General features: G+C 44.7%; 20 protein-coding genes and 2 tRNA genes. 4 read left to right on the top strand and 18 right to left on the bottom strand.

Translation table 11 applies throughout. The features are described from left to right. Positions 1–73 precede the first annotated feature (73 nt). The 15 genes from nlpI to rlmE all read right to left on the bottom strand — a co-directional run bounded on the left by nlpI (position 74) and on the right by rlmE (position 16,159). Positions 74–994, bottom strand: coding sequence for a lipoprotein NlpI (gene nlpI, locus VEA_RS05365; protein WP_012841449.1), 921 nt, complete (start codon positions 992–994; stop codon positions 74–76). Positions 995–1,173: 179 nt separating this feature from the next. Continuing rightward, positions 1,174–3,309: a polyribonucleotide nucleotidyltransferase gene (pnp, locus tag VEA_RS05360; RefSeq protein ID WP_005394655.1), complete on the bottom strand. Its 2,136-nt coding sequence runs from the start codon at positions 3,307–3,309 to the stop codon at positions 1,174–1,176. Positions 3,310–3,601: 292 nt separating this feature from the next. Then, positions 3,602–3,871, bottom strand: a complete 270-nt coding sequence (gene rpsO, locus VEA_RS05355) for a 30S ribosomal protein S15 (RefSeq protein ID WP_005380094.1) — start codon at positions 3,869–3,871, stop codon at positions 3,602–3,604. Positions 3,872–4,012: 141 nt separating this feature from the next. After that, a complete protein-coding gene (gene truB / locus VEA_RS05350; RefSeq protein ID WP_005394656.1) occupies positions 4,013–4,966 on the bottom strand; it encodes a tRNA pseudouridine(55) synthase TruB in 954 nt (317 codons plus the stop codon). Further along, positions 4,966–5,361 carry a 30S ribosome-binding factor RbfA gene (gene rbfA, locus VEA_RS05345; RefSeq protein WP_005394657.1) on the bottom strand — a complete coding sequence of 132 codons (396 nt, stop codon included), beginning with the start codon at positions 5,359–5,361 and terminating at the stop codon, positions 4,966–4,968. The genes truB and rbfA overlap by 1 nt, the downstream gene beginning before the upstream one ends. A gap of 114 nt (positions 5,362–5,475) precedes the next feature. After that, positions 5,476–8,184, bottom strand: a complete 2,709-nt coding sequence (gene infB, locus VEA_RS05340; protein ID WP_012841448.1) for a translation initiation factor IF-2 — start codon at positions 8,182–8,184, stop codon at positions 5,476–5,478. Positions 8,185–8,206: 22 nt separating this feature from the next. Beyond that, a complete protein-coding gene (gene nusA, locus VEA_RS05335) occupies positions 8,207–9,694 on the bottom strand; it encodes a transcription termination factor NusA (RefSeq protein ID WP_005380084.1) in 1,488 nt (495 codons plus the stop codon). A 36-nt stretch (positions 9,695–9,730) separates the two neighbouring features. Continuing rightward, complete coding sequence (rimP, locus tag VEA_RS05330; protein WP_005394659.1) at positions 9,731–10,186, bottom strand: ribosome maturation factor RimP; 456 nt, start codon at positions 10,184–10,186, stop codon at positions 9,731–9,733. A gap of 225 nt (positions 10,187–10,411) precedes the next feature. After that, positions 10,412–10,488 (bottom strand) — tRNA-Met (locus tag VEA_RS05325). A gap of 56 nt (positions 10,489–10,544) precedes the next feature. Next, positions 10,545–10,628, bottom strand: a tRNA-Leu gene (locus tag VEA_RS05320). Between the two features lie 16 nt (positions 10,629–10,644). Then, complete coding sequence (gene secG, locus VEA_RS05315) at positions 10,645–10,983, bottom strand: preprotein translocase subunit SecG (protein ID WP_005394661.1); 339 nt, start codon at positions 10,981–10,983, stop codon at positions 10,645–10,647. A 221-nt stretch (positions 10,984–11,204) separates the two neighbouring features. Further along, positions 11,205–12,545 carry a phosphoglucosamine mutase gene (gene glmM, locus VEA_RS05310; protein ID WP_012841447.1) on the bottom strand — a complete coding sequence of 447 codons (1,341 nt, stop codon included), beginning with the start codon at positions 12,543–12,545 and terminating at the stop codon, positions 11,205–11,207. A gap of 19 nt (positions 12,546–12,564) precedes the next feature. Then, complete coding sequence (gene folP, locus VEA_RS05305) at positions 12,565–13,395, bottom strand: dihydropteroate synthase (RefSeq protein WP_041852891.1); 831 nt, start codon at positions 13,393–13,395, stop codon at positions 12,565–12,567. Positions 13,396–13,447: 52 nt separating this feature from the next. Then, positions 13,448–15,421: an ATP-dependent zinc metalloprotease FtsH gene (ftsH, locus tag VEA_RS05300; RefSeq protein ID WP_041852890.1), complete on the bottom strand. Its 1,974-nt coding sequence runs from the start codon at positions 15,419–15,421 to the stop codon at positions 13,448–13,450. 108 nt (positions 15,422–15,529) lie between these two features. After that, on the bottom strand, positions 15,530–16,159 hold the full coding sequence (gene rlmE / locus VEA_RS05295; protein ID WP_005388985.1) for a 23S rRNA (uridine(2552)-2'-O)-methyltransferase RlmE: 630 nt from the start codon (positions 16,157–16,159) through the stop codon (positions 15,530–15,532). A 137-nt stretch (positions 16,160–16,296) separates the two neighbouring features. On the opposite strand from rlmE, the gene yhbY reads away from it, so the two are divergent. After that, the gene (yhbY, locus tag VEA_RS05290) at positions 16,297–16,593 is read left to right on the top strand and encodes a ribosome assembly RNA-binding protein YhbY (protein WP_005380066.1); all 297 of its coding nucleotides are present in this window, start codon (positions 16,297–16,299) and stop codon (positions 16,591–16,593) included. A gap of 83 nt (positions 16,594–16,676) precedes the next feature. On the opposite strand, the gene greA is transcribed toward yhbY, so the two are convergent. Then, positions 16,677–17,150, bottom strand: coding sequence for a transcription elongation factor GreA (gene greA, locus VEA_RS05285; protein ID WP_005380065.1), 474 nt, complete (start codon positions 17,148–17,150; stop codon positions 16,677–16,679). 545 nt (positions 17,151–17,695) lie between these two features. Between greA and VEA_RS05280 the strand changes: the two genes are divergently transcribed. Together VEA_RS05280 and dacB are read left to right on the top strand one after the other, a co-directional pair. Beyond that, entirely contained in the window at positions 17,696–18,706 is a 1,011-nt protein-coding gene (locus tag VEA_RS05280; RefSeq protein WP_012841444.1) for a porin, read from the top strand. A 186-nt stretch (positions 18,707–18,892) separates the two neighbouring features. After that, positions 18,893–20,314 (top strand): serine-type D-Ala-D-Ala carboxypeptidase, encoded by a 1,422-nt coding sequence (gene dacB / locus VEA_RS05275; protein WP_012841443.1) that lies wholly within the window; start codon positions 18,893–18,895, stop codon positions 20,312–20,314. On the opposite strand, the gene VEA_RS05270 is transcribed toward dacB, so the two are convergent. Together VEA_RS05270 and tyrS are read right to left on the bottom strand one after the other, a co-directional pair. Next, complete coding sequence (locus VEA_RS05270; protein WP_012841442.1) at positions 20,293–21,138, bottom strand: magnesium transporter; 846 nt, start codon at positions 21,136–21,138, stop codon at positions 20,293–20,295. The two genes, dacB and VEA_RS05270, sit on opposite strands and share 22 nt — an antisense overlap. 417 nt (positions 21,139–21,555) lie before the next feature. After that, entirely contained in the window at positions 21,556–22,743 is a 1,188-nt protein-coding gene (gene tyrS, locus VEA_RS05265) for a tyrosine--tRNA ligase (RefSeq protein WP_012841441.1), read from the bottom strand. Between the two features lie 130 nt (positions 22,744–22,873). Between tyrS and shyC the strand changes: the two genes are divergently transcribed. Then, positions 22,874–24,175: a peptidoglycan DD-endopeptidase ShyC gene (gene shyC / locus VEA_RS05260; protein WP_006743355.1), complete on the top strand. Its 1,302-nt coding sequence runs from the start codon at positions 22,874–22,876 to the stop codon at positions 24,173–24,175. The last annotated feature ends 32 nt before the right edge of the window (positions 24,176–24,207 follow it).

Genomic DNA, 24,207 nt, shown 5'->3' with positions numbered 1-24,207 from the left:
AGGCTAACTATTTTAAATGAGTCACTCATCAAGTTCAATCATAAAAAAGCCGCTCTCATCGAGCGGCTCTAAATCATTCAATTTCCTGCTTCTTAGCGGCCTTTAGCTTGGCCAATCTGTCTTGCTGTAATTGATCGTAGATTTGTGCCAGTTCTAAGAAGGAATACCGGTGCTCAACATAATCATAAACGTTGAACGAAATCGCGAGCTTATAAAGTGAGATGGCACTTGCGATGTCACCTTCAAGCTGATTACGCTTTCCAAGGTAGAAATACGTTTCCGTCAATCGTTCAGCTAGGCGATAGTTCTCTCTCGTTCCATCCATAATTGCTTTAAGAGCGTCTTCGTCCGAGACGTCTCGCAGCATGATGGCAACAAGAACCCATCCCCACTCTTCACTACGATCTCGTAAATAACGCTGTTGAAGATTGGCTTTTGCTTGCTCTGGATTTTGCTCAGCTTCGATGATGTACAGCCATAATGAACGAAAAGGATCCGTTGGCATTTCTTGATAGTGCTTGGTCATATCTTCTAAAGCGAGATCGATTCGGCCACCATAATACAGTGCAATCGCACGGTTGCGTTCAGCATAGGTATTATCCGGAGCCAACTCTATGGTCGAGTCAAACGCTTCATAAGCCGCGTCAAACTCCCCTACTTGGGTGAAATACACCCCCAAAAGATTGAAGATATCCGGTTGAGCAGGATTCAACTGCAAAGACTGGTTAAAGTCCAAACGGGCAAGATCACGCAAACCAACGCTATCGTAGTAGCTACCGCGCTCATAATGCATTTTAGCGCGTACTTCATCACTAAGATCAGGACGTTGTAGCAACTGCGATAAACGCGCGATTTGTACTTCTTGTTGAACGCTAGGCTGAAGTGGCACCGCCATCGGTGGATATAGCCACTTTTGTGCTGATTGCTGAGAAGTATTTGCACAACCGGTCAGCGCGATAGCAACACATAAACTTGCGGTTTGAAACCATTTCACTAATTGATACTCCTGTTTGGACCGCTCAAAATTTATTTCTCTTAATGCAATATAGGCGATAACCTCGTTTGAGGTTAATGCGTCGAAATAAACCAAAAAAAGGGGAGCGAAAATGCTCCCCTTTTATAACATGCTTTCAGGCCCTTAATCTAATAAAAGGCTGAAAGTCTCATTTTGTCTTACTCGTCTTTCGCAGCTGGTGCTTCAGCAGCAGCTTCTTCAGCTGGCTTTTCTACCGCTTCTTTCATGCTTAGACGTACACGGCCTTGGCGGTCGATTTCAAGAACTTTAACTTGAACTTCTTGGCCTTCAGCTAGGTAGTCAGACACTTTCTCAACGCGTTTTTCTGCGATTTGAGAAATGTGTACAAGACCATCTTTGCCTGGAAGAACCGTTACGAATGCACCGAAGTCAGCTAGACGTGCAACTTTACCCGTGTAGATACGGCCAACTTCAACTTCAGCAGTGATCTCTTCGATACGGCGGATAGCTTCTTTCGCAGCAGTGCCTTCAGTTGCAGCAATCTTGATAGTACCGTCGTCTTCGATTTCGATAGTTGTACCAGTCTCTTCAGTTAGAGCACGGATAACTGCACCACCTTTACCGATAACGTCTTTGATCTTCTCTGCGCTGATCTTCATTGTGTGAATACGAGGAGCAAATTCAGAGATGTCTTCACGAGCACCAGAGATAGCTTCATCCATTACAGATAGGATGTGCTTACGTGCACCTTGAGCTTGGTTAAGCGCAATTTGCATGATCTCTTTAGTGATACCTTCGATCTTGATGTCCATTTGAAGTGCTGTGATACCAGTGTTAGTACCCGCTACTTTAAAGTCCATGTCACCTAGGTGGTCTTCGTCACCAAGGATGTCAGAAAGAACAACGAAGTCGTCGCCTTCTTTAACAAGACCCATTGCGATACCCGCAACAGAAGACTTGATTGGCACACCTGCATCCATAAGAGCAAGAGAAGTACCACATACAGAAGCCATTGAAGAAGAACCGTTAGATTCAGTGATTTCCGATACAACACGTACTGTGTATGGGAACTCATCTACTGATGGCATTACTGCTGCGATACCACGTTTAGCCAGTTTACCATGGCCGATTTCACGACGCTTAGGAGAACCTACAAAACCAGTCTCACCTACACAGTATGGAGGGAAGTTGTAGTGTAGTAGGAAGTGATCTTTACGCTCGCCTGTTAGCTCATCAATGATTTGAGCATCACGCTGAGTACCTAGAGTTGCCGTCACGATAGCCTGAGTTTCACCACGAGTGAATAGTGCGCTACCGTGTGTGCGAGGAAGAACACCAGTGCGTACATCTAGTGCACGAACCATGTCTTTTTCACGGCCATCAATACGAGGGTTACCCGCGATAATGCTACGACGTACAACTGTTTTCTCTAGATCATGGAAGATAGTGTGGATTTCTTTTGTATCCGCTTCAGGATCTTCAGCAAGAAGAACTTCATTTACTTCCGCAGCGATCTCATTGATACGGTCGTAACGAGCCATCTTCTCAGTGATTTTGTAAGCCTCAACAAGCTTCGCTTCTGCTAGCTCAGCAATCTTATCTTTAAGCGCTGTGTTTTCTTCAGGAGCTACCCAATCCCAAGCAGGAGTTGCCACTTCTGCTTTGAATTCGTTGATAGCTTTGATAGCAACTTGTTGTTGATCATGACCGTAAACAACCGCTGCTAGCATTTCTTCTTCAGTTAGGTTGTCCGCTTCTGATTCAACCATCAGTACGGCTGATTCTGTACCAGCAACAACAAGATCAAGCTTAGAAGTTTCTAGTTCAGTTTGGCTAGGGTTAAGTACAAGCTGACCATCGATATGACCAACACGCGCCGCACCGATAGGGCCGTTGAATGGAATGCCAGAGATAGCAAGAGCAGCAGAAGTACCGATCATTGTAACGATATCTGGCTGAACATCTGGGTTTACAGACATTACTGTCGCGATAACCTGAACTTCGTTTTTAAACGCGTCTGGGAATAGCGGACGGATTGGACGGTCGATTAGACGAGCTGTTAGCGTTTCGCCTTCAGAAGGACGACCTTCACGCTTGAAGAAACCGCCTGGGATTTTACCCGCAGCGTAAGTACGCTCTTGGTAGTTAACCGTTAGTGGGAAGAAGTCTTGACCTGCAACGGCTTCTTTTTTACCTACAACAGATACGAATACAGACGTATCATCCATTGTGACCATAACTGCTGCTGTAGCTTGACGTGCAATAACGCCAGTTTCTAAAGTAACTGTGTGGTTACCGTACTGGAACGTTTTAACAACTGGTTTTTCGAACATTGTTATTCCTTGTTTCTAATCTTCCTTTAGTGCTTAAAGAAATCTTAGATGTGTTAATTGACACTCAAGACATTACGAATCGCGACTAGTAAAAAGAAACTCGGAAATTCCTTTTGAATAGTCGCGACCTTTTGGTCGACGTGGTTGACTGTAATGCTATGAGCTTTTGAGAAAACCTCTTACGAGGTTTAGCCGCCAGTATTATAACGGCATAAGTCTAATTTGGCTAAATTTAGGCAACAAAAAAGGGGCATAAAGCCCCTTTTTAGACAAACTGCTATGCAGTCGCTGATTAGCGACGTAGGCCTAGACGTTTGATTAGGTCTTGGTAGCGAGCTAGGTTTTTACCTTTTAGGTAATCTAGAAGCTTACGACGACGAGAAACCATGCGTAGAAGACCACGACGGCTGTGGTGATCGCCTTTGTGCGCTTTGAAGTGACCTTGTAGGTGGTTGATAGAAGCTGTAAGTAGAGCTACTTGAACTTCTGGTGAACCAGTGTCGCCTTCGCCTTGTGCGTATTCTGCAACGATTGCTGCTTTAGTTTCTGCATTCAGAGACATAATTCTCTCCTAATAAGAGTAGGTTTAAAGTTGTAGCAGCCAATCTCTGATTCAGCCGCTACGCGAAGCGCGGATTATAGGGAAATTTCCTATCTCGTGCAATATAAAAATACCGACACTCAGGTCGGTATTTTCAATCATTTACTTGGATGCGACGTCATCTCGGAACACAACCAATCGCTTAGGAGCGATTTTGCCATCTTCGTTCATTTCGCCAACGCCAATAAACAAACGCTCTTCACCCATGGTAAGGCGAAGTGAGCCTTCGGTAGGCGCACCAAATACTTGAACAGGTTGCCCATGCTGAACCATATCCGCCAGTTCAGGCACTAAGTTGACTTCTGGTAAGTCTTCTACCGCTGTATCCATTGGTAACAGCAATGGGTCCAGTAGTTCTCGAGGAGCGCGTTCTTCACGGTGTGCTTGCTCTAGTAACTCATTCAGTTGCTCAAGTGTCACCATCTTCTCGTAAGGGTATTTCGCAACACCAGTGCGTCGAAGCATAGTTACGTGCGCACCACAACCTAACATTTCGCCTAGGTCATCCACGATGGTACGAATGTAGGTGCCTTTTGAGCAATGAACTTCCATCTCGACTTCATCGCCTTCAAAACGGTGAAGAACAATCTCATATACCGTGATCTTACGAGATTCACGCGGAACTTCGATGCCTTTTCGAGCGTATTCATACAAGGGTTTCCCTTGATATTTCAACGCTGAAAACATGGAAGGTACTTGATCAGATTCGCCACGGAACTTCTCAATGCACGCTTCTAGCTTGTCTAACGTAACATCGATTGGACGTGTCTCTACGACTTCACCATCCGAGTCAGACGTGTTGGTACGTTCACCAAGCTTTGCGATCACACGGTAGCGTTTATCAGAATCTAGAAGAAACTGAGAAAACTTCGTCGCTTCACCCAAGCAAATTGGCAGCATGCCTGTCGCTAATGGGTCCAAGGCACCAGTGTGGCCTGCTTTCTCAGCAAAGTAGATTCGCTTTACTTTTTGCAGTGCATCATTGGAAGAGATGCCTGTTGGTTTGTCCAACAGTATAACGCCATTAATTGGACGACCTTTACGACGACGAGCCATTATTCTTCGTCCTCACGACCAGAGTCTTTTTGCTTTTTCTTGTCTGAGCTTACCACTTCAGACACTAGGTTAGACATACGCATACCTTCAACAAGCGTATTGTCATAATGGAAGCGGATTTCTGGCGTTAGACGTAGGCGAATGCGCTTACCTAACATCATGCGAATGTGCACTTCGTGCTCGCGTAGTGCAGCTAGACATGATTCTGGTGTTTGCTCACCCACACATAGGAAGGTTACAAATACTTTTGCGTAAGCAAGGTCACGAGAAACTTCTACGTCTGAGATCGTCACCATGCCAAGGCGAGAGTCACGAACTTCACGTTGAAGGATCATCGCTAGTTCTTTTTGCAGCTGCTGTGCAACGCGCTGCGTGCGGCTAAATTCTTTTGACATATCTTTACTCTTATATAGAAAGAATGGGGGGTTGGTCAAAGCCAGCCCCCCATGGTGTATTCAACAACCAATTACTACTTATCTTTCAAAGACAATATTAGTAATTTTAGTCAATTAGTCTAGAGTACGTTTAATTTCAACGATTTCGAAGACTTCGATTTGGTCACCAACGCGAACATCATTGTAGTTCTTAACGCCGATACCACATTCGTAGCCATTCTTAACTTCTTGAACGTCATCTTTGAAACGACGTAGTGACTCTAGTTCACCTTCGTAAATAACAACGTTATCACGCAGTACACGGATTGGGTTGTTACGCTTGATCACACCTTCTGTAACCATACAACCAGCGATAGCGCCCAGTTTCGGTGACTTAAACACGTCACGAACTTCAGCAAGACCAATGATCTCTTGCTTGAATTCTGGAGCAAGCATACCGCCCATTGCCTGTTTAACTTCGTCAATCAATTGGTAAATGATTGAGTAGTAACGTAAGTCAACAGCTGCGGCTTCTACAGCACGGCGAGCAGAAGCATCTGCACGAACGTTAAAGCCAAGGATGATTGCGTTTGAAGCTTCCGCTAGTACTACGTCAGTTTCCGTAATACCACCAACACCAGAACCAACGATGTTCACTTTAACTTCGTCAGTAGATAGCTTAACTAGTGAGTCTGCGATTGCTTCTACAGAACCTTGAACGTCTGCTTTAAGTACAACGTTAAGTTCAGCAACTTCACCAGCAGTCATGTTAGAGAACATGTTCTCTAGTTTAGATTTCTGCTGACGAGCAAGTTTCACTTCACGGAACTTACCAGCACGGTAGTTAGCTACTTCACGCGCTTTACGCTCGTCACGAACTACTGTTGCTTCATCACCTGAAGATGGTACACCTGAAAGACCTAGGATCTCTACAGGGATAGATGGGCCAGCCGAAGTAATTTCTTTACCTAGCTCATCACGCATTGCACGAACACGGCCGTATTCTTGACCACAAAGAACGATGTCGCCTTTGTTTAGTGTACCTGATTGAACAAGTACTGTTGCAACTGGACCACGACCTTTATCTAGGCGAGATTCAACAACAACACCAGATGCCATGCCTTCAGCTACAGCTGTAAGTTCAAGAACTTCAGACTGAAGAAGGATTGCTTCTAGAAGACCATCGATGTTTGTACCCTGTTTAGCAGAGATGTGAACGAACATGTTCTCACCGCCCCACTCTTCAGGAATAACGTCGTATTGAGCAAGCTCGTTCTTAACGTTATCTGGGTTCGCATCTTCTTTATCGATCTTGTTCACAGCAACAATTAGAGGAACGCCTGCCGCTTTCGCGTGCTGAATCGCTTCTACTGTTTGTGGCATTACGCCATCGTCTGCTGCAACTACAAGAACAACGATATCTGTCGCTTGAGCACCACGAGCACGCATTGCAGTAAACGCTGCGTGTCCAGGAGTATCAAGGAACGTGATCATGCCGTTGTCTGTTTCAACGTGGTACGCACCAATGTGCTGAGTAATACCACCCGCTTCGCCAGAAGCAACGTGTGTGCGACGGATGTAGTCAAGTGTTGACGTTTTACCGTGGTCAACGTGACCCATGATAGTAACAACTGGAGCACGTGGAACTGCTTCCGCGTTAGTGTCACGGTCAGATAGTACCGCTTCTTCCAGTTCGTTCTCTTTACGAAGAACTACTTTATGGCCCATTTCTTCAGCAACAAGTTGTGCTGTTTCTTGGTCGATCACTTGGTTGATAGTCGCCATAGCGCCCATCTTCATCATTACTTTGATAACTTCTGTCGCTTTAACCGACATCTTGTTAGCAAGTTCTGATAGAACGATCGTTTCGCCAATTACAACGTCTTGCTTAGCAACCGTTGCTGACTTATCAAAGCCATGCTGCATTGAAGTCGGTTTAGCAAGTTTGCCTTTACGACCTCTACCGCCACGTTGGTTGTTACGGCCACCGCGAGCTTGGTCGTCTTTACCTGAAGCTTTTTTCTTCTTACGACGACCGCTCTCTACTTTGCGATCTGCTTCATCTTCGGCTTCACGTGCGTATTGTGAAGTCGTTACATGGTAATCTGTATCTTCCATATCACCCTTTTTCTCTTCTGCAGCAGACCAACGCTCTTTATTCTTTTCAGCCAATTCGCGAGCTTCTTCAAGCTTGCGCTGACTTTCCTCTTCAGCCTTACGCTTAGCTTCTTCTTCCTGACGACGTTTAAGCTCGTCGGCCTCTTTTCGCGCTGCTTCTTGCTTAATTTTCTCTTCAGCATCACGCTTTGCTTTTTCTTCAGCATTGCGTTGTGCATTCGTATCTACGTCTCGCTTCGCTTTTTCTTCAGCTTCACGTTTCGCTTTTTCTTCCGCTTCACGTTTTGCAGCTTCTTCAGCTTCACGTTTTGCAGCTTCTTCAGCTTCACGTTTTGCAGCTTCTTCTGCTGCACGTTTTGCTGCTTCTTCTGCTTCACGTTGTGCTGCTTCTTCAGCTTCACGTTTCGCTTCATCTTCAATTGTGCTGCGCTTCACGTATGTACGTTTTTTGCGCACCTCAACCTGAACATTCTTACTCTTACCACCACCCGCGTTCACACTAAGTGTACTACGAGTTTTACGCTGAAGCGTAAGGCGAGTCGGCTCTGAATCACCTGATTTATCACCGTGTTCTTTCTTTAGATGAGAGAGAAGCTTCTGCTTCTCTTCATCAGTAACATTGTCAGAGCTCGCCTTTTTAATGCCAGCGTCAGCAAGTTGTTCAATCAAGCGGTCGACTGGCGTACCAATCTCATCACTCAGTGCTTTAACTGTTAATTGTGTCATGCCGCTTCCTCCTTGCCGAAAATTATGCTTCTTCGCCGAACCAACAGATGTTACGTGCGGCCATAATTAGCTCACCTGCACGTTCTTCGGTCAGGCCTTCGATACCTTCTAAATCGTCAATACCTTGGTCAGCAAGATCTTCCAGTGTCGCTACACCTTTCGCTGCCAATTTAAATGCCATCTCACGCTCAAGACCTTCAAGTGCAAGCAGATCTTCAGCTGGTTCTAGACCTTCAAAAGACTCTTCTTGTGCTAGTGCGATCGTCGTTAGTGCATCTTTTGCACGTCCACGAAGCTCTTCGATTAGCTCTTCATTCAAACCATCGATTTCTAGTAGCTCGTTAACTGGCACGTATGCGATTTCTTCTAGCGTTGAGAAACCTTCTTCAACAAGAAGTTGAGCGAAGTCTTCTTCAATATCTAGGTACTTCATGAAGTTTTCAATAGATGCTTGTGATTCTTCAGCGTGTTTCTTCTGAAGATCAGCAACTGTCATAACATTCAGTTCCCAACCTGTTAGTTGAGATGCTAGACGCACGTTTTGACCATTACGACCGATAGCTTGCGCTAGGTTGTCAGCTTCAACTGCGATGTCCATTGAGTGTGCATCCTCATCAACGATGATAGAAGCAACATCAGCTGGCGCCATTGCGTTGATAACGAATTGAGCTGGGTTATCATCCCAAAGCACAATATCGATACGCTCACCACCAAGTTCGCCAGAAACAGCTTGTACACGTGCACCACGCATACCAACACACGCACCTACAGGGTCGATACGTTTGTCATTTGTTTTGACAGCGATCTTAGCGCGAGAACCAGGATCACGTGCCGCGCCTTTCAACTCGATAATATCTTCAGCGATTTCAGGCACTTCAACACGGAATAGTTCTGCCAGCATTTCAGGCTTAGAACGAGTGATGAACAGTTGGAAACCACGTGCTTCTGGCGCGACTTTGTAAAGAAGACCACGAACGCGGTCGCCTGGACGGAAGTTTTCACGAGGAAGTTGGTCATCACGTAGGATTACCGCTTCAGCGTTGTTACCAAGGTCAAGTACGATTGTGTCGCGGTTTACTTTTTTCACTACGCCAGTGATTAGATCACCTTCATTGTCGATGAACTGCTCAACGATTTGTGCACGTTCAGCTTCACGAACTTTTTGTACGATAACTTGCTTAGCCGTTTGAGTCGTAATACGGTCAAACGTTACTGATTCGATTTCGTCTTCTACGTAGTCGCCAAGCTCGATTGAGTCATCTTCGTACTGTGCTGCTTCTAGTGAGATCTCTTTTGTAGGGTTCTCAACATCATCAACAACTAACCAACGACGGTAAGTCACAAACTCACCAGTTTTACGGTCAATGGCAACACGTACGTCGATTTCGATTTCGTATTTTTTCTTTGTAGAAGTTGCTAGAGCAATCTCAAGAGCCTCAAAGATACGCTCACGAGGTACCGCTTTTTCGTTCGATACCGCTTCTGCTACCGCTAAAATTTCTTTACTCATTGTATTTAGCCTCTAAGCTTAAACTTTTTTAGGGAACTAAAATTTAGGGATCAGGTTAGCTTTGGAAATGTTACTTAGAGCAAACTCTTCTTGCTGACCGTCTACAGTAATTGTCACTGTTTCGCCATCAACGCCGTGGATAATACCTTTCCACTTACGACGGTTTGCTACAGCCATTTTCAATACGATGCTGACCTCGTGACCAATAAATTGCTCGTAATGTGCTGCTTTAAAAAGTGGTCTTTCTAAACCTGGAGAAGACACTTCTAGGCTGTAAGCAACAGAAATTGGATCTTCAACGTCTAAAACCGCACTAACTTGGTGGCTAACTTCTGCACAGTCGTCCACGTTAATACCATTTTCATGGTCAATGTAGATGCGTAACGTTGAGTGCGCGCCTGCACGAATGAATTCTAATCCAACCAACTCATAGCCTGATGCCTCTACTGGTGCTTCAAGCATTTCAGTAAGTTGTCTTTCTAAACCAGTCATTTAACCACTCCAGAAACAAAAAAAGGGCTCAGAGCCCAATCAAAAAACCAAGCAGTCTCTGAGCTATTTCAAAAAGCTCAGATAACAAAAAACCCCGATAGTCGGGGTTTTATGCTGCTGGACCCTGATACGTTAAGAATAGCCAACAAATGCTTCTCTTAACTCGTAGTGTGGTTAGCACTACGCAAACTTGCCAATCTACGATTTCTTCTTAAAGAAAGAGATTGGTTGCGGGGGCCGGATTTGAACCGACGACCTTCGGGTTATGAGCCCGACGAGCTACCAAGCTGCTCCACCCCGCGTCCGACTTGCTGAGCATTATACTCGCAAACAAGTGATTTACAAGTTTGTAAATACATGGTGCCGAGAGAGGGACTCGAACCCTCACACCTAAGGCACTAGCACCTCATGCTAGCGTGTCTACCAATTTCACCATCTCGGCATCAAAACCTTACAGCTTATTGAGGAATTTCATCACCCGCAGGGGCTGGAACTTCACTCGCTGCATCCTTAACTTGTTCAACAACTGGTTGACCTAATGTTGGGTCTACCCATTGTGATTCAATCTTGTGCGTAGACATACGACCAAGCAACAAGCTAACGATAAAGAATACGGTTGCTAAAATAGCAGTTGTTCGGGTTAAGAAATTACCTGAGCCGCCAGCACCAAACACTGTGTTTGAAGCACCAGCACCGAACGAGGCTCCCATATCTGCGCCTTTACCTTGTTGAATCAACACAAGGCCAATCACACCAAGCGCTGCCAACAGGTAAATCACAAGTAGAACTGAAAACATTTTTTCCACCTATGTTCCAAATTGTTGAGCCAGCGCCGTTCAAGAGAATAAATCATAATTGAACAAGGCTAGCGACCTCCTAACGGGAGGCGGAGCAATACTAGCGAAAGCCGGTAACGCTGACAAGGGAAAATTAGTAAAAAATCAATGCCAATGCGCTAAGCGCTCAAAAAAAGGGCAAAAGATGCCCTTTTCATTCACCGCACACTTTAACGCAATGATTAACAACTTGCTTTTACAGCTTCGGCAATTTTCAATGCAGAGCTTTGAACTAGCTCGCCATCCTCACCTTCCACCATAACGCGAATCAAAGGCTCTGTGCCAGATTTACGCAGCAATACACGTCCTTTATCACCCAGCGTCGCTTCTACTTCGGCGACGGCGTTTAGTACTGCTTGAGCTTCAAGAGGATTACTTTCCCCTGCAAAGCGGACATTTTCTAGAACCTGAGGATACAACGTCATGCCTTGCGATAGCTCATGCAAAGACATATCACTGCCAACTACAGAAGCAAGTACTTGCAGTGCTGCAACAATCGCATCGCCCGTGGTGACTTTATCTAATAAGATCACATGGCCTGAGTTTTCAGCACCAATTTTCCAGCCTTTTTCTAGCAGTTGTTCCATGACATAACGGTCACCAACAGCGGCACGTACGAATGGAATGCCTAGCTGCTTTAAGCCATTTTCCATGCCCAAGTTAGTCATCAACGTACCAACTACACCACCCTTTAGCTCGCCACGACGAAGAGCATCACGAGCAATAATGTAAGCAATTTGGTCGCCATCGACTTTGTTGCCAAGGTGATCGACCATAATGATACGGTCACCATCACCATCAAATGCTAAACCAAGGTGCGCTTGCTCTTCAACGACACGCTTTTGAAGCGCACGAACATCTGTTGCGCCCACTTTTTCATTAATGTTGATGCCGTTAGGCTCTACGCCCATTGCAATAACTTCTGCGCCAAGCTCTTTGAAGACATTTGGAGCAATGTGGTACGTTGCACCGTGCGCACAATCTACCACGATTTTAAAGTTTGCAAGACTCAATTCAGATGGGAAAGTACTCTTACAGAATTCGATGTAACGGCCTGCAGCGTCATTTAGACGAGTGGCTTTACCAAGTTCTGCAGACTCAACACATTCAATGTCTTTATCCAGCTCAGCTTCAATCGCCAACTCGATATCGTCAGGTAGCTTAGTACCTTCAGAAGAAAAGAATTTAATGCCGTTGTCGTAATATGGGTTATGCGATGCAGAAATCACAATCCCCGCCTCTGCGCGGAAAGTTTGAGTTAAATATGCCACTGCTGGGGTTGGCATTGGACCAGTAAATGTTGCTTTAAGTCCCGCTGCAGCAAGGCCTGCTTCTAATGCAGATTCAAGCATATAACCGGAGATACGCGTATCTTTACCTATAATAACTTTCTTTGTGCCTTGTTTTGCTAGTACACGACCAGCAGCCCAGCCAAGCTTAAGTACGAAGTCCGGAGTGATTGGGTATTGCCCTACTTTACCGCGCACACCGTCAGTACCAAAGTAACGTCTTTTATTCGACATAAACTTTCCTTTATTATTTTTAAATATTGTTTTTCGTCATCTCAACAACTTTCATTGCTTCGATTGTCTCTTCAAAGTCATGCACACGAATGATCTGCGCGCCTTTCATTGCTGCAATCGTAGCGCAAACGACACTCGCATTTGTACATTCAGCCGCAGGCTTATCCAACAATTTAAAAATCATTGATTTACGAGACATGCCAGCCAAAATTGGCAGGCCGAATTCATGAAACTTTTCAAGATGAGCGAGCATATGATAATTGTGTTCTATCGTTTTGCCAAAGCCAAATCCAGGATCGAGAATCAGTTGAGATTTATCAATCCCTGCTGCTTCACATGCCGCGATACGTTCTTCTAGAAAGGCAGATACGTCGCTCATCACATCATCATAATGAGGTGCAATTTGCATGGTTCTAGGTTGACCTTTCATATGCATCAGACAAATTGGAAGCTTTGCTTCTGCTGCGACTTCGAGAGCACCAGGTTCTTGCAAAGATCGAATGTCATTGATCAAATCTGCACCAGCATCAATAGCTTGACGCATAACTTCCGCTTTACTGGTATCGATCGAAATCCACACATCGTACTTTTCACGAATGGCCTTGATTACTGGGACAACACGTCGAAGTTCTTCTTCTAAAGACACATCTGGCGCGCCAGGCCTTGTCGACTCCCCACCAACATCAACAATGCTTACCCCAGCCTTTATCATTTTATCAACTTGAGCAAGGGCGAGTTCAATCGAGTTGTATTTACCACCATCCGAAAAGGAATCCGGAGTCACATTTAGAATGGCCATAACATGTGGACGGGAAAGATCTAAAGATTTGTTATTTGCTGTAATCATCATCATAAACACAAAAACCCCGAGATAACTCGGGGTTTATTATTATCAACACTCTTTATTCAGAGTCTTTCTTTTCAGGCGCTTCGCTAGAAGTCGCTTCTGGAGAGCTAGACTTTTCTGCATCTTTCGCAGCGTCCGTAGCTTCTTCTTTAACTTCTGGCTTTGCTTGAGGCTTCTCGCTGTCTTCAGGTTTGCTAGTTGAGTTATCACTCCAACCCGCAGGCTCACGAATTTCAGCTTTGCGCTCCATTAAATCATCAATTTGACGAGCATCAATGGTTTCATACTTCATCAGCGCATCTTTCATCGCATGCATGATATCCATGTTTTCTTGAAGAATCTTCTTCGCACGGTCATAGTTGCGGTCAATGATTTGACGAACTTCATCATCAATCAGCTTCGCCGTATCATCAGATACATGCTTGGTCTGAGTCACGCTACGACCAAGGAACACCTCACCTTCATCTTCTGCATACAGTAGAGGACCAAGCTTTTCAGAGAAACCCCATTGAGTAACCATCTTACGAGCAATATCAGTTGCACGTTCAATATCGTTTGACGCGCCTGTTGAGACTTTATCAGCACCGTAGATAAGCTCTTCCGCTAGACGACCACCGTACAAGCTAGAGATCATAGACTCTAGATGCTGGCGAGACATGCTGACACGGTCTTGCTCTGGTAGGTACATCGTCACACCCAACGCGCGACCGCGTGGAATGATCGACACTTTGTACACTGGATCGTGCTCAGGTACTAAACGACCAACAATTGCGTGACCTGCTTCGTGATAAGCCGTTGACTCTTTTGTCTCTTCAGACATCACCATTGAACGGCGCTCGGCACCCATCATGATTTTATCTTTCGCTAATTCGAATTCAACCATAGAAACGTTACGCTTGTTACCACGCGCAGCAAATAGCGCCGCTTCGTTGACTAGGTTTGCTAAATCAGCACCAGAGAAGCCTGGTGTACCACGAGCGATTAGAGAAGGCTCTACGTCACCTGCTAGAGGGACTTTACGCATGTGTACTTTTAGAATCTGCTCACGACCACGTACATCTGGCAATCCAACCACTACTTGGCGGTCAAAACGACCAGGACGTAGCAACGCTGGATCAAGAACGTCTGGACGGTTAGTTGCAGCGATTACGATGATACCTTCGTTACCTTCGAAACCATCCATCTCTACTAGCATTTGGTTTAGTGTTTGCTCACGTTCATCGTGACCACCACCAACACCAGCACCACGCTGACGACCTACCGCATCGATTTCATCGATGAAGATAATACAAGGCGCTGCTTTCTTAGCTTGTTCGAACATGTCACGTACACGAGATGCACCGACACCCACAAACATTTCTACGAAATCTGAACCCGAGATGGTAAAAAATGGTACTTTTGCTTCACCAGCAATGGCTTTCGCTAGAAGCGTTTTACCAGTACCAGGAGGACCAACCATTAACACACCAGTAGGAATCTTACCGCCCAGTTTTTGGAAGCGGCTTGGATCACGCAAGTAGTCCACCAGCTCTTTCACGTCTTCTTTTGCTTCGTCACAACCAGCGACGTCAGCAAAAGTTGTCTTGATTTGTTCTTCGCTCATCATTCGAGCTTTGCTCTTACCAAAAGACATAGCGCCTTTACCGCCGCCGCCTTGCATTTGACGCATGAAGAAAATCCATACACCAATCAGTAAGATCATTGGGAACCAAGAAATGAAAATAGTACCAAGCAAGCTTTGCTCTTCTGGAGGCGTGCCCTGTACTTTCACGTTTTGGTTAATTAGGTCATCTAGAAGCTTTTGGTCATACACTGGCATGTAAGTGACCATTTTGGCACCGCCGCCACGACGAACAAAGCTAATTTCACCGTCTTTAAAAGTTGCTTCTTGAATCTGGCCTTGGCCAACTTCCTGTACAAACGTGGTGTAATCCACGGTTCTGCCATTGCTTTCTCCAGGGCCAAAGCTCTGGAATACCGACATCAATACGACGGCGATAACAAGCCACAGAATTAAATTTTTTGCCATGTCACTCAAGGTGTAAGCCTCTCGATAACTAATTGTAATTAAAGGTAGGGTACTACAGTTCATTCACTGTAGCTATAGTGTTAACACGCTCTCAAGAGAGCAAAATGGTTAACCTTTGTAACCAGTGGCTACAACAAAGACTTCTCGAGAGCGAGCTCGCGATGAGTCTGGTTTTCTAATTTTTACGGCTTTAAACATGTCTCGGACTTCTTTCACATACTGATCGAAGCCTTCCCCCTGGAAAACCTTTACGACAAAGCTACCATTAGGCGCTAGAACTTGTCGACACATATCTAAAGCCAATTCAACTAAATACATAGCACGAGGTTGGTCAACAGAGTTATTTCCCGCAATATTAGGTGCCATGTCAGACATTACTACGTCTACCATTGAAGGTTGGATTCTTTCTAACAAAGCTTCCAATACAGCATCATCGCGAAAGTCGCCTTGTAAAAAGCTGACACCCGCAATCGGGTCCATAGGAAGCAAATCACACGCAATGATCTGACCACTGTCTCCTACTATCTTAGCAGCATATTGAGACCACCCGCCCGGTGCCGCACCCAAATCGACGACTGTCATCCCAGGCTTTAACAATTTATCTTTCGTTTGAATCTCATCGATCTTGAAATAAGCACGTGAGCGATAGCCTTTTTTACGAGCCTCATTCGCGTATTTATCATCAAAGTGTTCTTTCAACCAACGACCAGAACTAGCCGAATGTTTTTGTTTACTCATTTTAATCCCAACAGGCGCAAATTGGAGCTATTGTTTTAATAGGCGCTACCTATTACTCAATAAATTATAGTCTTCAGCAATAGATGGCGTTAAAATAGCTTTTTTCAACCCTTATTTTAAAGAAAATTGGCCGCGTAATGAACCTAAGCACCAAACAAAAGCAGCACCTTAAAGGCCTAGCTCACAGTTTAAAACCTGTCGTGCTAATGGGCGCAAATGGACTTACAGAAGCCGTGCTAGCAGAAATTGAAATCGCTCTTAACCATCACGAACTGATCAAAGTAAAAGTTGCTTCAGAAGATCGTGAAACAAAACAGCTAATCATCGACGCTATCGTACGTGAGACGGGCGCAGAAAAAGTTCAGACTATTGGTAAAGTGCTTGTGCTATACCGCCAGTCTGAAGAGCGTAAAATCGAAATCCCTCGTAAGTAATTCTACTTACGTTGCTGAAGAAAAAAGGTCGCCATTGGCGACCTTTTTGCGTTTTATTGGAGTAACAGACTACTCTCAACGACTTAGATGTATTCTACTCGATCGATTTCGAAGTCTTTCGCGCCACCCGGAGTTTGAATAGCAACCTCATCGCCTTCCATCTTACCGATCAAGCCACGAGCAATTGGTGAGCTTACTGAAATACGGCCAGCTTTAATGTCTGCTTCGTCATCACCAACAATTTGGTATGTTTTTTCTTCTTCGGTGTCGATGTCAATCAAGGTTACGGTTGAACCAAAAATAACTTTACCCGTGTTCTCCATCTTCGTTACATCAATTACTTGAGCAACTGACAGTTTGTATTCAATGTCACGGATTTGTGCTTCACAGATACCCTGCTCTTCTCGAGCGGCGTGATATTCTGCGTTCTCTTTTAAATCACCTAACTCACGAGCTTCAGCGATTGCCTCTGAAATTTGAGGACGTAGTTTAAGTAGACGATCGAGTTCTGCACGTAGCTTTTGCTCGCCACGTAGTGTCATTGGAACTTTTTCCATTTTATAACCTCAAGCCCAAATGGGTCTTTGGACAAAAAAAAGCCCACCCTGCCATAGGGCTGGGTAGTGCGCTTAAAGATGTATTTCATTTAGTGTAAACAAACTCCCGGACGAAATCATCTTAATTCGAAACGCTGTAAGACTATGCCCTTTCGGCATAATGATATAAGTCACTTTTAGAACGATTGTAGAGTGCATCACTGTCGCAATTTGTTGAAAAACAACACTGTTCATTACACCAAAAACATCAAAAAAGATAAAAACTAATCAATGTCAGACGAATGTTATAGCCACAAAATCCCATTTAAAACAAAAAGTTAAATCAAAAACCAGACCAATCGAACAGTGTTCATCGATACGATTTATATCATTTTACTAACTCATACGGAAACTTTAGCAGTAAAACATGTCCAGCGAGTTGTTAGATCAAAGGCTTACAAGGGCGAATTATACCGCTCATTGGCCGATTATAGACCAACAACTTGTGAGAGATTACCTCTCCCCCATACAACAATGATTATGGACAGCTAACTAGGACAAATAAGATGAAAAAGACTCTAATTGCTCTTTCTGTATCTGCAGCAGCTATGGCAACTGGCGTAAACGCAGCTGAACTTTACAACCAAGACGGCACTTCTCTAGAAATGGGCGGCCGTGCTGAAGCACGTCTATCTATGAAAGATGGCGACGCTCAAGACAAATCTCGCATCCGTCTAAACTTCCTTGGTAAACAAGAGATCAATGACAACCTATACGGTGTTGGTTTCTGGGAAGGTGAATTTGAGACTGCTCAAAACGGTACTGTAGACGGCGACGACAAGAGCGATCTAGAAACTCGTCTTGCTTACGCTGGTCTTGGCGGTGCTTACGGTGAGTTCGCATACGGTAAAACTGAAGGTGCACTAGGCGTTATCACTGACTTCACAGATATCATGGCTTACCACGGTAACTCTGCAGCAGACAAACTAGCTGTAGCAGACCGTACAGACAACATGATGGCTTACAAAGGTCAATTCGAAAACCTAAGTGTTAAAGCAAGCTACCGCTTCGCTGACCGTGTAGAACAAAACGGTGAATACTCTGATAACAAACAAGACGGCTACTCTCTATCAGCTATCTACGCTGTAGCAGACACTGGTCTTGAGCTTGGTGCTGGTTACGCAGACCAATACGATGCAAACGAGTACATGCTAGCTGCATCTTACACAATGTCTGATCTTTACTTCGCTGGTATCTTCACAGATGGCGAAAAAATGACTGACACATTCAACAACACTGTTGATTACACTGGTTACGAACTAGCGGGTGCTTACACGCTAGGTCAAACAGTATTCACAACGACGTACAACAATGCAGAAACTGACAACGAGACTTCTGCAAACAACTTCGCTGTTGATGCTTCTTACTACTTCAAACCTAACTTCCGCGGTTACGTTTCTTACAACTTCAACCTAATTGACGCTGGCGATAAGTTCGGCTCAACTAGCGGTAAGACAGTTGCGAACAAGATCGATGCTGAAGACGAGCTAGCTCTAGGTCTACGTTACGACTTCTAATTCCGGTCTTTGACTAGAATATCGAATGCCCGCTTCAAGCGGGCATTTTTTATACTCCATTTTAAGCCGCGCGCCTTTCTCTCATGTCTCATTCCTGATGACATATAAAGCATTTCTTTAGTTACCTAGCATATTGAAAGGACTTGCGTATACTCAATCACATAACTCACCTTAGAAAGTATCATTATGCGTTTACGTTGGCCCTTGCTCATATTCTCTTCATTACTTTCTGCTTTTTCACAAGCGTACCCTCATCAAGAAGTGTTGCCGGAAGGCTCTCGCATCAGTTTAGTCGCGGAAAAACTCAGTGAGAATGCTGAACTTGACGGTGTTCATCCTACCGAACAATTATTCCCACCAGCCAGTACATTAAAAATCGTCACAGCATTAGCGGCGAAGTTAGAGCTGGGTGATAACTTCCGCTTTCGAACCAAGCTAGAAGCGTCGAGCTCAGACGCAGTGATTTACTTTGTCGGCGATCCAACGCTCCAAACCAACGATTTAAAATCACTTCTTACCCTAGCCAAGAAAAATGGTTTAAAACGTATTGACGGTGACTTATGGCTCGATAACAGCGCATTCACTGGTTACAACCGTGCAGTGGGCTGGCCGTGGGATATCTTGGGAGTTTGCTACAGCGCTCCGGCATCGACCATCACACTCAATAACAACTGTGTACAGGCTTCTATCTATACGCAAAAGGACGGTGGGACTCGAGTCTACGTACCTGAGCATCAACCTATTCGTGTCACAAGTACCGTAGAAACAGTTTCTAAAACCATTAAGAAAAGTCGTCATTGTGACTTAGGTTTAGTTGCAAATCCCGATAACAACTACAAGCTAACAGGGTGCTTGGTTGAAAGAGACAAACCATTGCCACTGAAATTTGCCGTTCAAGATCCCGAACTTTATACCAGCCATAGATTGGCAGCTTTGCTTAAGCAGCTCAATATTGAGTTGTCAGGAAAGATTAGGATCGGTTCGGCTCCGGAAAAACAGCGCAAGCTAATCGCCATGCATCAATCAGAGGCATTAACAGACATTCTGGAAGAGATGCTTAAAAACTCTGATAACTTGATTGCAGATACATTAACCAAAACACTTGGCGCTAAGTTTTTTGTTCAGTCAGGTAGCTTTGCCAACGGTACAGAGGCGATCAAACAGATCATTTTCGCCAATACTGGTATTGATATTCGTAATGCGCGCCTAGAAGACGGCTCAGGACTTTCACGAAACAATCGTATCTCCGCCACCAAAATGGCGGAAATTCTTCGTTATATTTGGCAGCACGAAGACGAGCTTAAACTGATCGCCATCATGCCGAAGTCAGGTGAGTCAGGCACACTAAAGTACCGACAAAGTATGCGAAAGTTGCCAATTAAAGGACAATTGATCGCCAAAAGCGGCTCCCTCTACGGAACTTACAACATGGCCGGATATGGCTTGGATAAAAATGGTCAACCTAATACCGTTTTTGTTCAGTTTGTTTCAGACTACTTCCCAGAAAAAAGGGACGATAACAAACCTGTCATCGCCCCTATTACACATTTTGAGCAGCTTTTTTATAGTGATATTGTGAACTTTAGTCAGGCGATACCCAAGAAATAGTTCACCACATTAAAGTATATCCACATCCCTGAAATATCGACGATAGATGCAAGCACTGGACTCACCAATACCGCTGGGTCCATCTTGCAAGCTCGTGCAATAATTGGTAGCAGTCCACCTAATGTTGTAGAAATTGTTACTTGGATGAATAACGCAACCGCTATTGCCAATGCGATATCGGTAAGTTCAAAGCCCCCTGTTGATTGACCGGCACTAAATAACATAATGCGTCCAATCATCACGATAGCGATAGCTAACGCAATAAATAGAGCAACGCGGCTCTCTTTCCACAAAACTTCTAACCATTGGCGTTTTTTTAGCTCTCCAGTTGCAAGAGCACGAATCACCAAAGTTGCAGCTTGTGTTCCTGTATTACCACCAGCCGCAGCGATCACAGGCATGTACACCGCAAGCAAAACGAGCTGGCTAAGAGTGTCCTCATACTGAGCAATGATCAAACCCGACACAATCCCTAAAAGTGCCAGTGCAATGATCCACCCAATACGCTGCTTCACGTGCCCCAAAACACTAGTCGATAAATAACCATCAGGTGTATCAACTTCAGACATATGCAAACCCAATTGGTGAGCATAATGACGTGCGCGTTTGTCATGGCCTGCTTGCTCAAGTTGAGCAATAAGACTATTCACATAACCGACAGAGCAATGCTGTAAAATACCTACTGCCTCATCAATCGGCATGATCGTAAGCAAATGGACTTGTTGCTCTTGCTCATACTGCAAAAATGCATTGCGAGCTGCACCAATTTCTACTTCAGAAAAGTTTGGTGTTGTTTCAATAAAAGTGTTGTTCATTACCGTCATGGCGAATCTCCCGATTGGCATTGGTAACGACCATCGACAAGGCACGCAAAGTCAATCTTGCATACTTAAAGTCACACAACAATTAAGATGCACAGAGAAAACCAATGCGGATGCACTGTCTATTCAGAATGTATGAAGGAAATAACGAGAAGAAAATTAGAAAAGATGCCTCACCACTTAGGTAAGGCGGAGATCGCCAATACCGAAGCGGGTTATTTCGCTCCCTTGCTCTTACTCACCCAACGACTGGGAGGATGGTCGGTATTGTTCATGTAAATCTCCGATAACGCTGCCATTATTGGCAGCGCGAGTATAGTAGCAAAGTTCAACATGTTTGGAAGGTTTACTTTGTCTTTTTCGCTAAATTTTTATACAAAAAAGCGCCCATAAGGCGCTTTCATTTGCAGCGGTTATTGATTACTGAATAGTAATACGTGCAAATTTACGTTTGCCTACTTGGAACACGTAAGTACCCGCTTCTGGAGCAAATTTGCTGTCCGCAATTTTTTCACCATCCATCTTCACAGCGCCCTGCTTAACCATACGCATCGCATCTGACGATGATGGGCATAAGCCAGCTTCTTTCAACAGATTGCTCACTGGGCGACCTGCATCAAAATCAAATTCTGGCATTTCATCAGGAATTTGGTTCTTCGCAAAACGGTTTACGAATTCTTGCTCTGCCGCATCTGCATCAGCTTCACTGTGGAAACGAGCAATAATTTCTTTTGCTAGCAATACTTTGATGTCACGAGGGTTTTTGCCCGCTTCTACATCAGCTTTGAATTGAGCAATCTCTTCCAGAGGGCGGAAAGATAGCAGCTCGTAGTAGCTCCACATTAGGTCATCAGAAATAGACATGATTTTACCAAACATTTCGCTTGGCGCTTCGCTGATACCGATGTAGTTGTTTGCTGACTTAGACATCTTCTTCTCGCCATCAAGGCCCACTAGAAGAGGCATCATCAGTACAACCTGTGGTTTTTGACCGTGAGACTTTTGCAGTTCACGCCCCATTAGCAGGTTGAACTTCTGGTCAGTACCACCAAGCTCAACGTCAGTTTCCATTGCTACTGAGTCCCAACCTTGTAGAAGTGGGTACATGAACTCATGAATAGCAATTGGCTGACCACCCGCGTAACGCTTTTTAAAGTCATCACGCTCTAGCATACGAGCAACGGTTTGGTTTGCAGCAAGACGAATCATACCTTCTGCACCAAGCTCAGATAACCACTCAGAGTTGAACTGAATCTTAGTTTTTGCAGGGTCTAGAATTTTGAATACCTGCTCTTTGTAAGTTTCTGCATTACGCAATACGTCTTCGCGGCTTAGCGGTGGACGTGTTGTGTTTTTACCTGTTGGGTCACCAACCATTGCAGTGAAGTCACCAATTAGGAACGTCACCTCATGACCTAGCTCTTGGAACAAGCGAAGCTTATTGAAAATAACCGTATGACCTAGGTGAATATCTGGAGCCGTAGGATCCGCACCCAATTTAATACGTAGAGGACGGTCTTCTTTTAGTTTTGCGATAAGCTCTTCTTCTGGAATCAGCTCTTCAACACCGCGCTTAATCTCGGCTAGTGCAGCTTCAATGCTCGCCATTCTTGTTCACTCCCACAGATTTGGCAAAAATATAATAGCTGAACATATTACTTGAATAGCGATGCATTTTGAAACACGTTAGACTAGGTAGTTGTCAATTTTTCCGTTTAATTTAGCAATCAAGTACCTCATGCATTCGATTTTTGTCCGACTTCCACTCTTGCACAAAGTATTGATCGGTTTTTTTAGTGCGCTGATTATCTTCGCGCTCTTCTTTTTACCTGATCCGCAAGACCTAGACCCGCAGCAGAGCCGATTAAAAGTTGGTCAACATTATCCTGTGCCAGTTTCCCTAGAACTCAGTGCACTAAACAGTTCGTCTCCAGCGTCTCCAGCGTCCCCCGCTGTACTGCGTTGGGAAACGTACAAAGTGAAAAATGGTGAGAGTGCCGCCATCTTGTTTAGTCGCGTGGGGCTTTCTGCCCGCCTATTGCATGATCTTGTCTCATCAGACAAAGAAGTGGAAAAGCAATTAACCCGGCTTCGACCTGGCGATCGATTGCAATTCGGTTTTGATGAAAACAACGACTTAGTACAGTTAAGAAGAACATTAAGCGCATTCGAAACTTTTCGTATCACGTTAAAAGACGGCAAATACGTCTCAGAAGTCGATAAAAAAGAAGTCGACTTCCAGTACAACTACGCTGAAGCCACCATCAAATCAAACTTTTGGAATGCGGGAATCTCTTCAGGATTAAATGGCAACCAAATCATGGAACTGGCCGGCATATTTGGCTGGGATATCGACTTTGCTTTAGATATTCGTAAAAACGACAGCTTCCGAGTGCTTTACCAAGAGGAAGTGGTAGAAGGTGAAGTGATTGGACGCGGAAAAATCATTGCTGCGATATTTAAAAACCAAGGCGATACTTTCACCGCAATACTGGATCAGAAAAGTGGCAAGTATTATGACGAAAATGGGCGTGCAATGAAAAAAGCATTCTTACGCGCGCCGTTGGATTTCCGTCGAGTATCGTCTAACTTCAACCCACGCCGCTTACACCCTGTAACGGGACGCGTTCGTCCTCACCGAGGCACAGATTATGCGGCACCTGTGGGCACCCCGATTTGGGCGGCTGGCGATGGTGTCGTTCAAAAATCGTCTTACAACAAATTTAATGGTAACTACGTTTTCATTAAACATAGCAATACTTACATTACCAAGTACCTGCACTTAACCAAACGTACGGTACGAGCGGGTCAACGCGTTAAACAAGGTCAAACCATTGGTACGCTTGGCGGAACAGGTCGTGTAACAGGCCCTCACTTGCACTATGAGTTCCTTGTGAATGGTGTCCACAAAAACCCGCGTACGGTGAATTTGCCACAGTCTAAATCCCTAACAGGCAAAGCGAGACAAACTTTCATGGCAAACGCAAAAATTAGCATGGACAAACTTGAGCGCTACAGCAAACTGTTAGCAATGAAGTAAATTGATGCATTGAAAAGGGCAGCTCAGCTGCC

The organism is Vibrio antiquarius (assembly GCF_000024825.1).
Classification (GTDB): domain Bacteria; phylum Pseudomonadota; class Gammaproteobacteria; order Enterobacterales; family Vibrionaceae; genus Vibrio; species Vibrio diabolicus.
Note: the sequence above shows the minus strand (reverse complement) of the source record. Positions and strands in the feature narration are given on the sequence as shown.

Bases quoted from the DNA above. Each gene is read 5' to 3' on its own strand.
- VEA_RS05280 (WP_012841444.1), top strand. From the start codon at position 17,696: ATGAAAAAGACTCTAATTGCTCTTTCTGTATCTGCAGCAGCTATGGCA.
- yhbY (WP_005380066.1), top strand. From the start codon at position 16,297: ATGAACCTAAGCACCAAACAAAAGCAGCACCTTAAAGGCCTAGCTCAC.
- greA (WP_005380065.1), bottom strand. From the start codon at position 17,150: ATGGAAAAAGTTCCAATGACACTACGTGGCGAGCAAAAGCTACGTGCA.
- pnp (WP_005394655.1), bottom strand. From the start codon at position 3,309: ATGTTCGAAAAACCAGTTGTTAAAACGTTCCAGTACGGTAACCACACA.
- rimP (WP_005394659.1), bottom strand. From the start codon at position 10,186: ATGACTGGTTTAGAAAGACAACTTACTGAAATGCTTGAAGCACCAGTA.
- rlmE (WP_005388985.1), bottom strand. From the start codon at position 16,159: ATGAGTAAACAAAAACATTCGGCTAGTTCTGGTCGTTGGTTGAAAGAA.
- glmM (WP_012841447.1), bottom strand. From the start codon at position 12,545: ATGTCGAATAAAAGACGTTACTTTGGTACTGACGGTGTGCGCGGTAAA.
- truB (WP_005394656.1), bottom strand. From the start codon at position 4,966: ATGGCTCGTCGTCGTAAAGGTCGTCCAATTAATGGCGTTATACTGTTG.
- rbfA (WP_005394657.1), bottom strand. From the start codon at position 5,361: ATGTCAAAAGAATTTAGCCGCACGCAGCGCGTTGCACAGCAGCTGCAA.
- dacB (WP_012841443.1), top strand. From the start codon at position 18,893: ATGCGTTTACGTTGGCCCTTGCTCATATTCTCTTCATTACTTTCTGCT.
- nusA (WP_005380084.1), bottom strand. From the start codon at position 9,694: ATGAGTAAAGAAATTTTAGCGGTAGCAGAAGCGGTATCGAACGAAAAA.
- shyC (WP_006743355.1), top strand. From the start codon at position 22,874: ATGCATTCGATTTTTGTCCGACTTCCACTCTTGCACAAAGTATTGATC.
- VEA_RS05270 (WP_012841442.1), bottom strand. From the start codon at position 21,138: ATGACGGTAATGAACAACACTTTTATTGAAACAACACCAAACTTTTCT.
- folP (WP_041852891.1), bottom strand. From the start codon at position 13,395: ATGATGATTACAGCAAATAACAAATCTTTAGATCTTTCCCGTCCACAT.
- ftsH (WP_041852890.1), bottom strand. From the start codon at position 15,421: ATGGCAAAAAATTTAATTCTGTGGCTTGTTATCGCCGTCGTATTGATG.
- secG (WP_005394661.1), bottom strand. From the start codon at position 10,983: ATGTTTTCAGTTCTACTTGTGATTTACCTGTTGGCAGCGCTTGGTGTG.
- tyrS (WP_012841441.1), bottom strand. From the start codon at position 22,743: ATGGCGAGCATTGAAGCTGCACTAGCCGAGATTAAGCGCGGTGTTGAA.
- rpsO (WP_005380094.1), bottom strand. From the start codon at position 3,871: ATGTCTCTGAATGCAGAAACTAAAGCAGCAATCGTTGCAGAATACGCA.
- infB (WP_012841448.1), bottom strand. From the start codon at position 8,184: ATGACACAATTAACAGTTAAAGCACTGAGTGATGAGATTGGTACGCCA.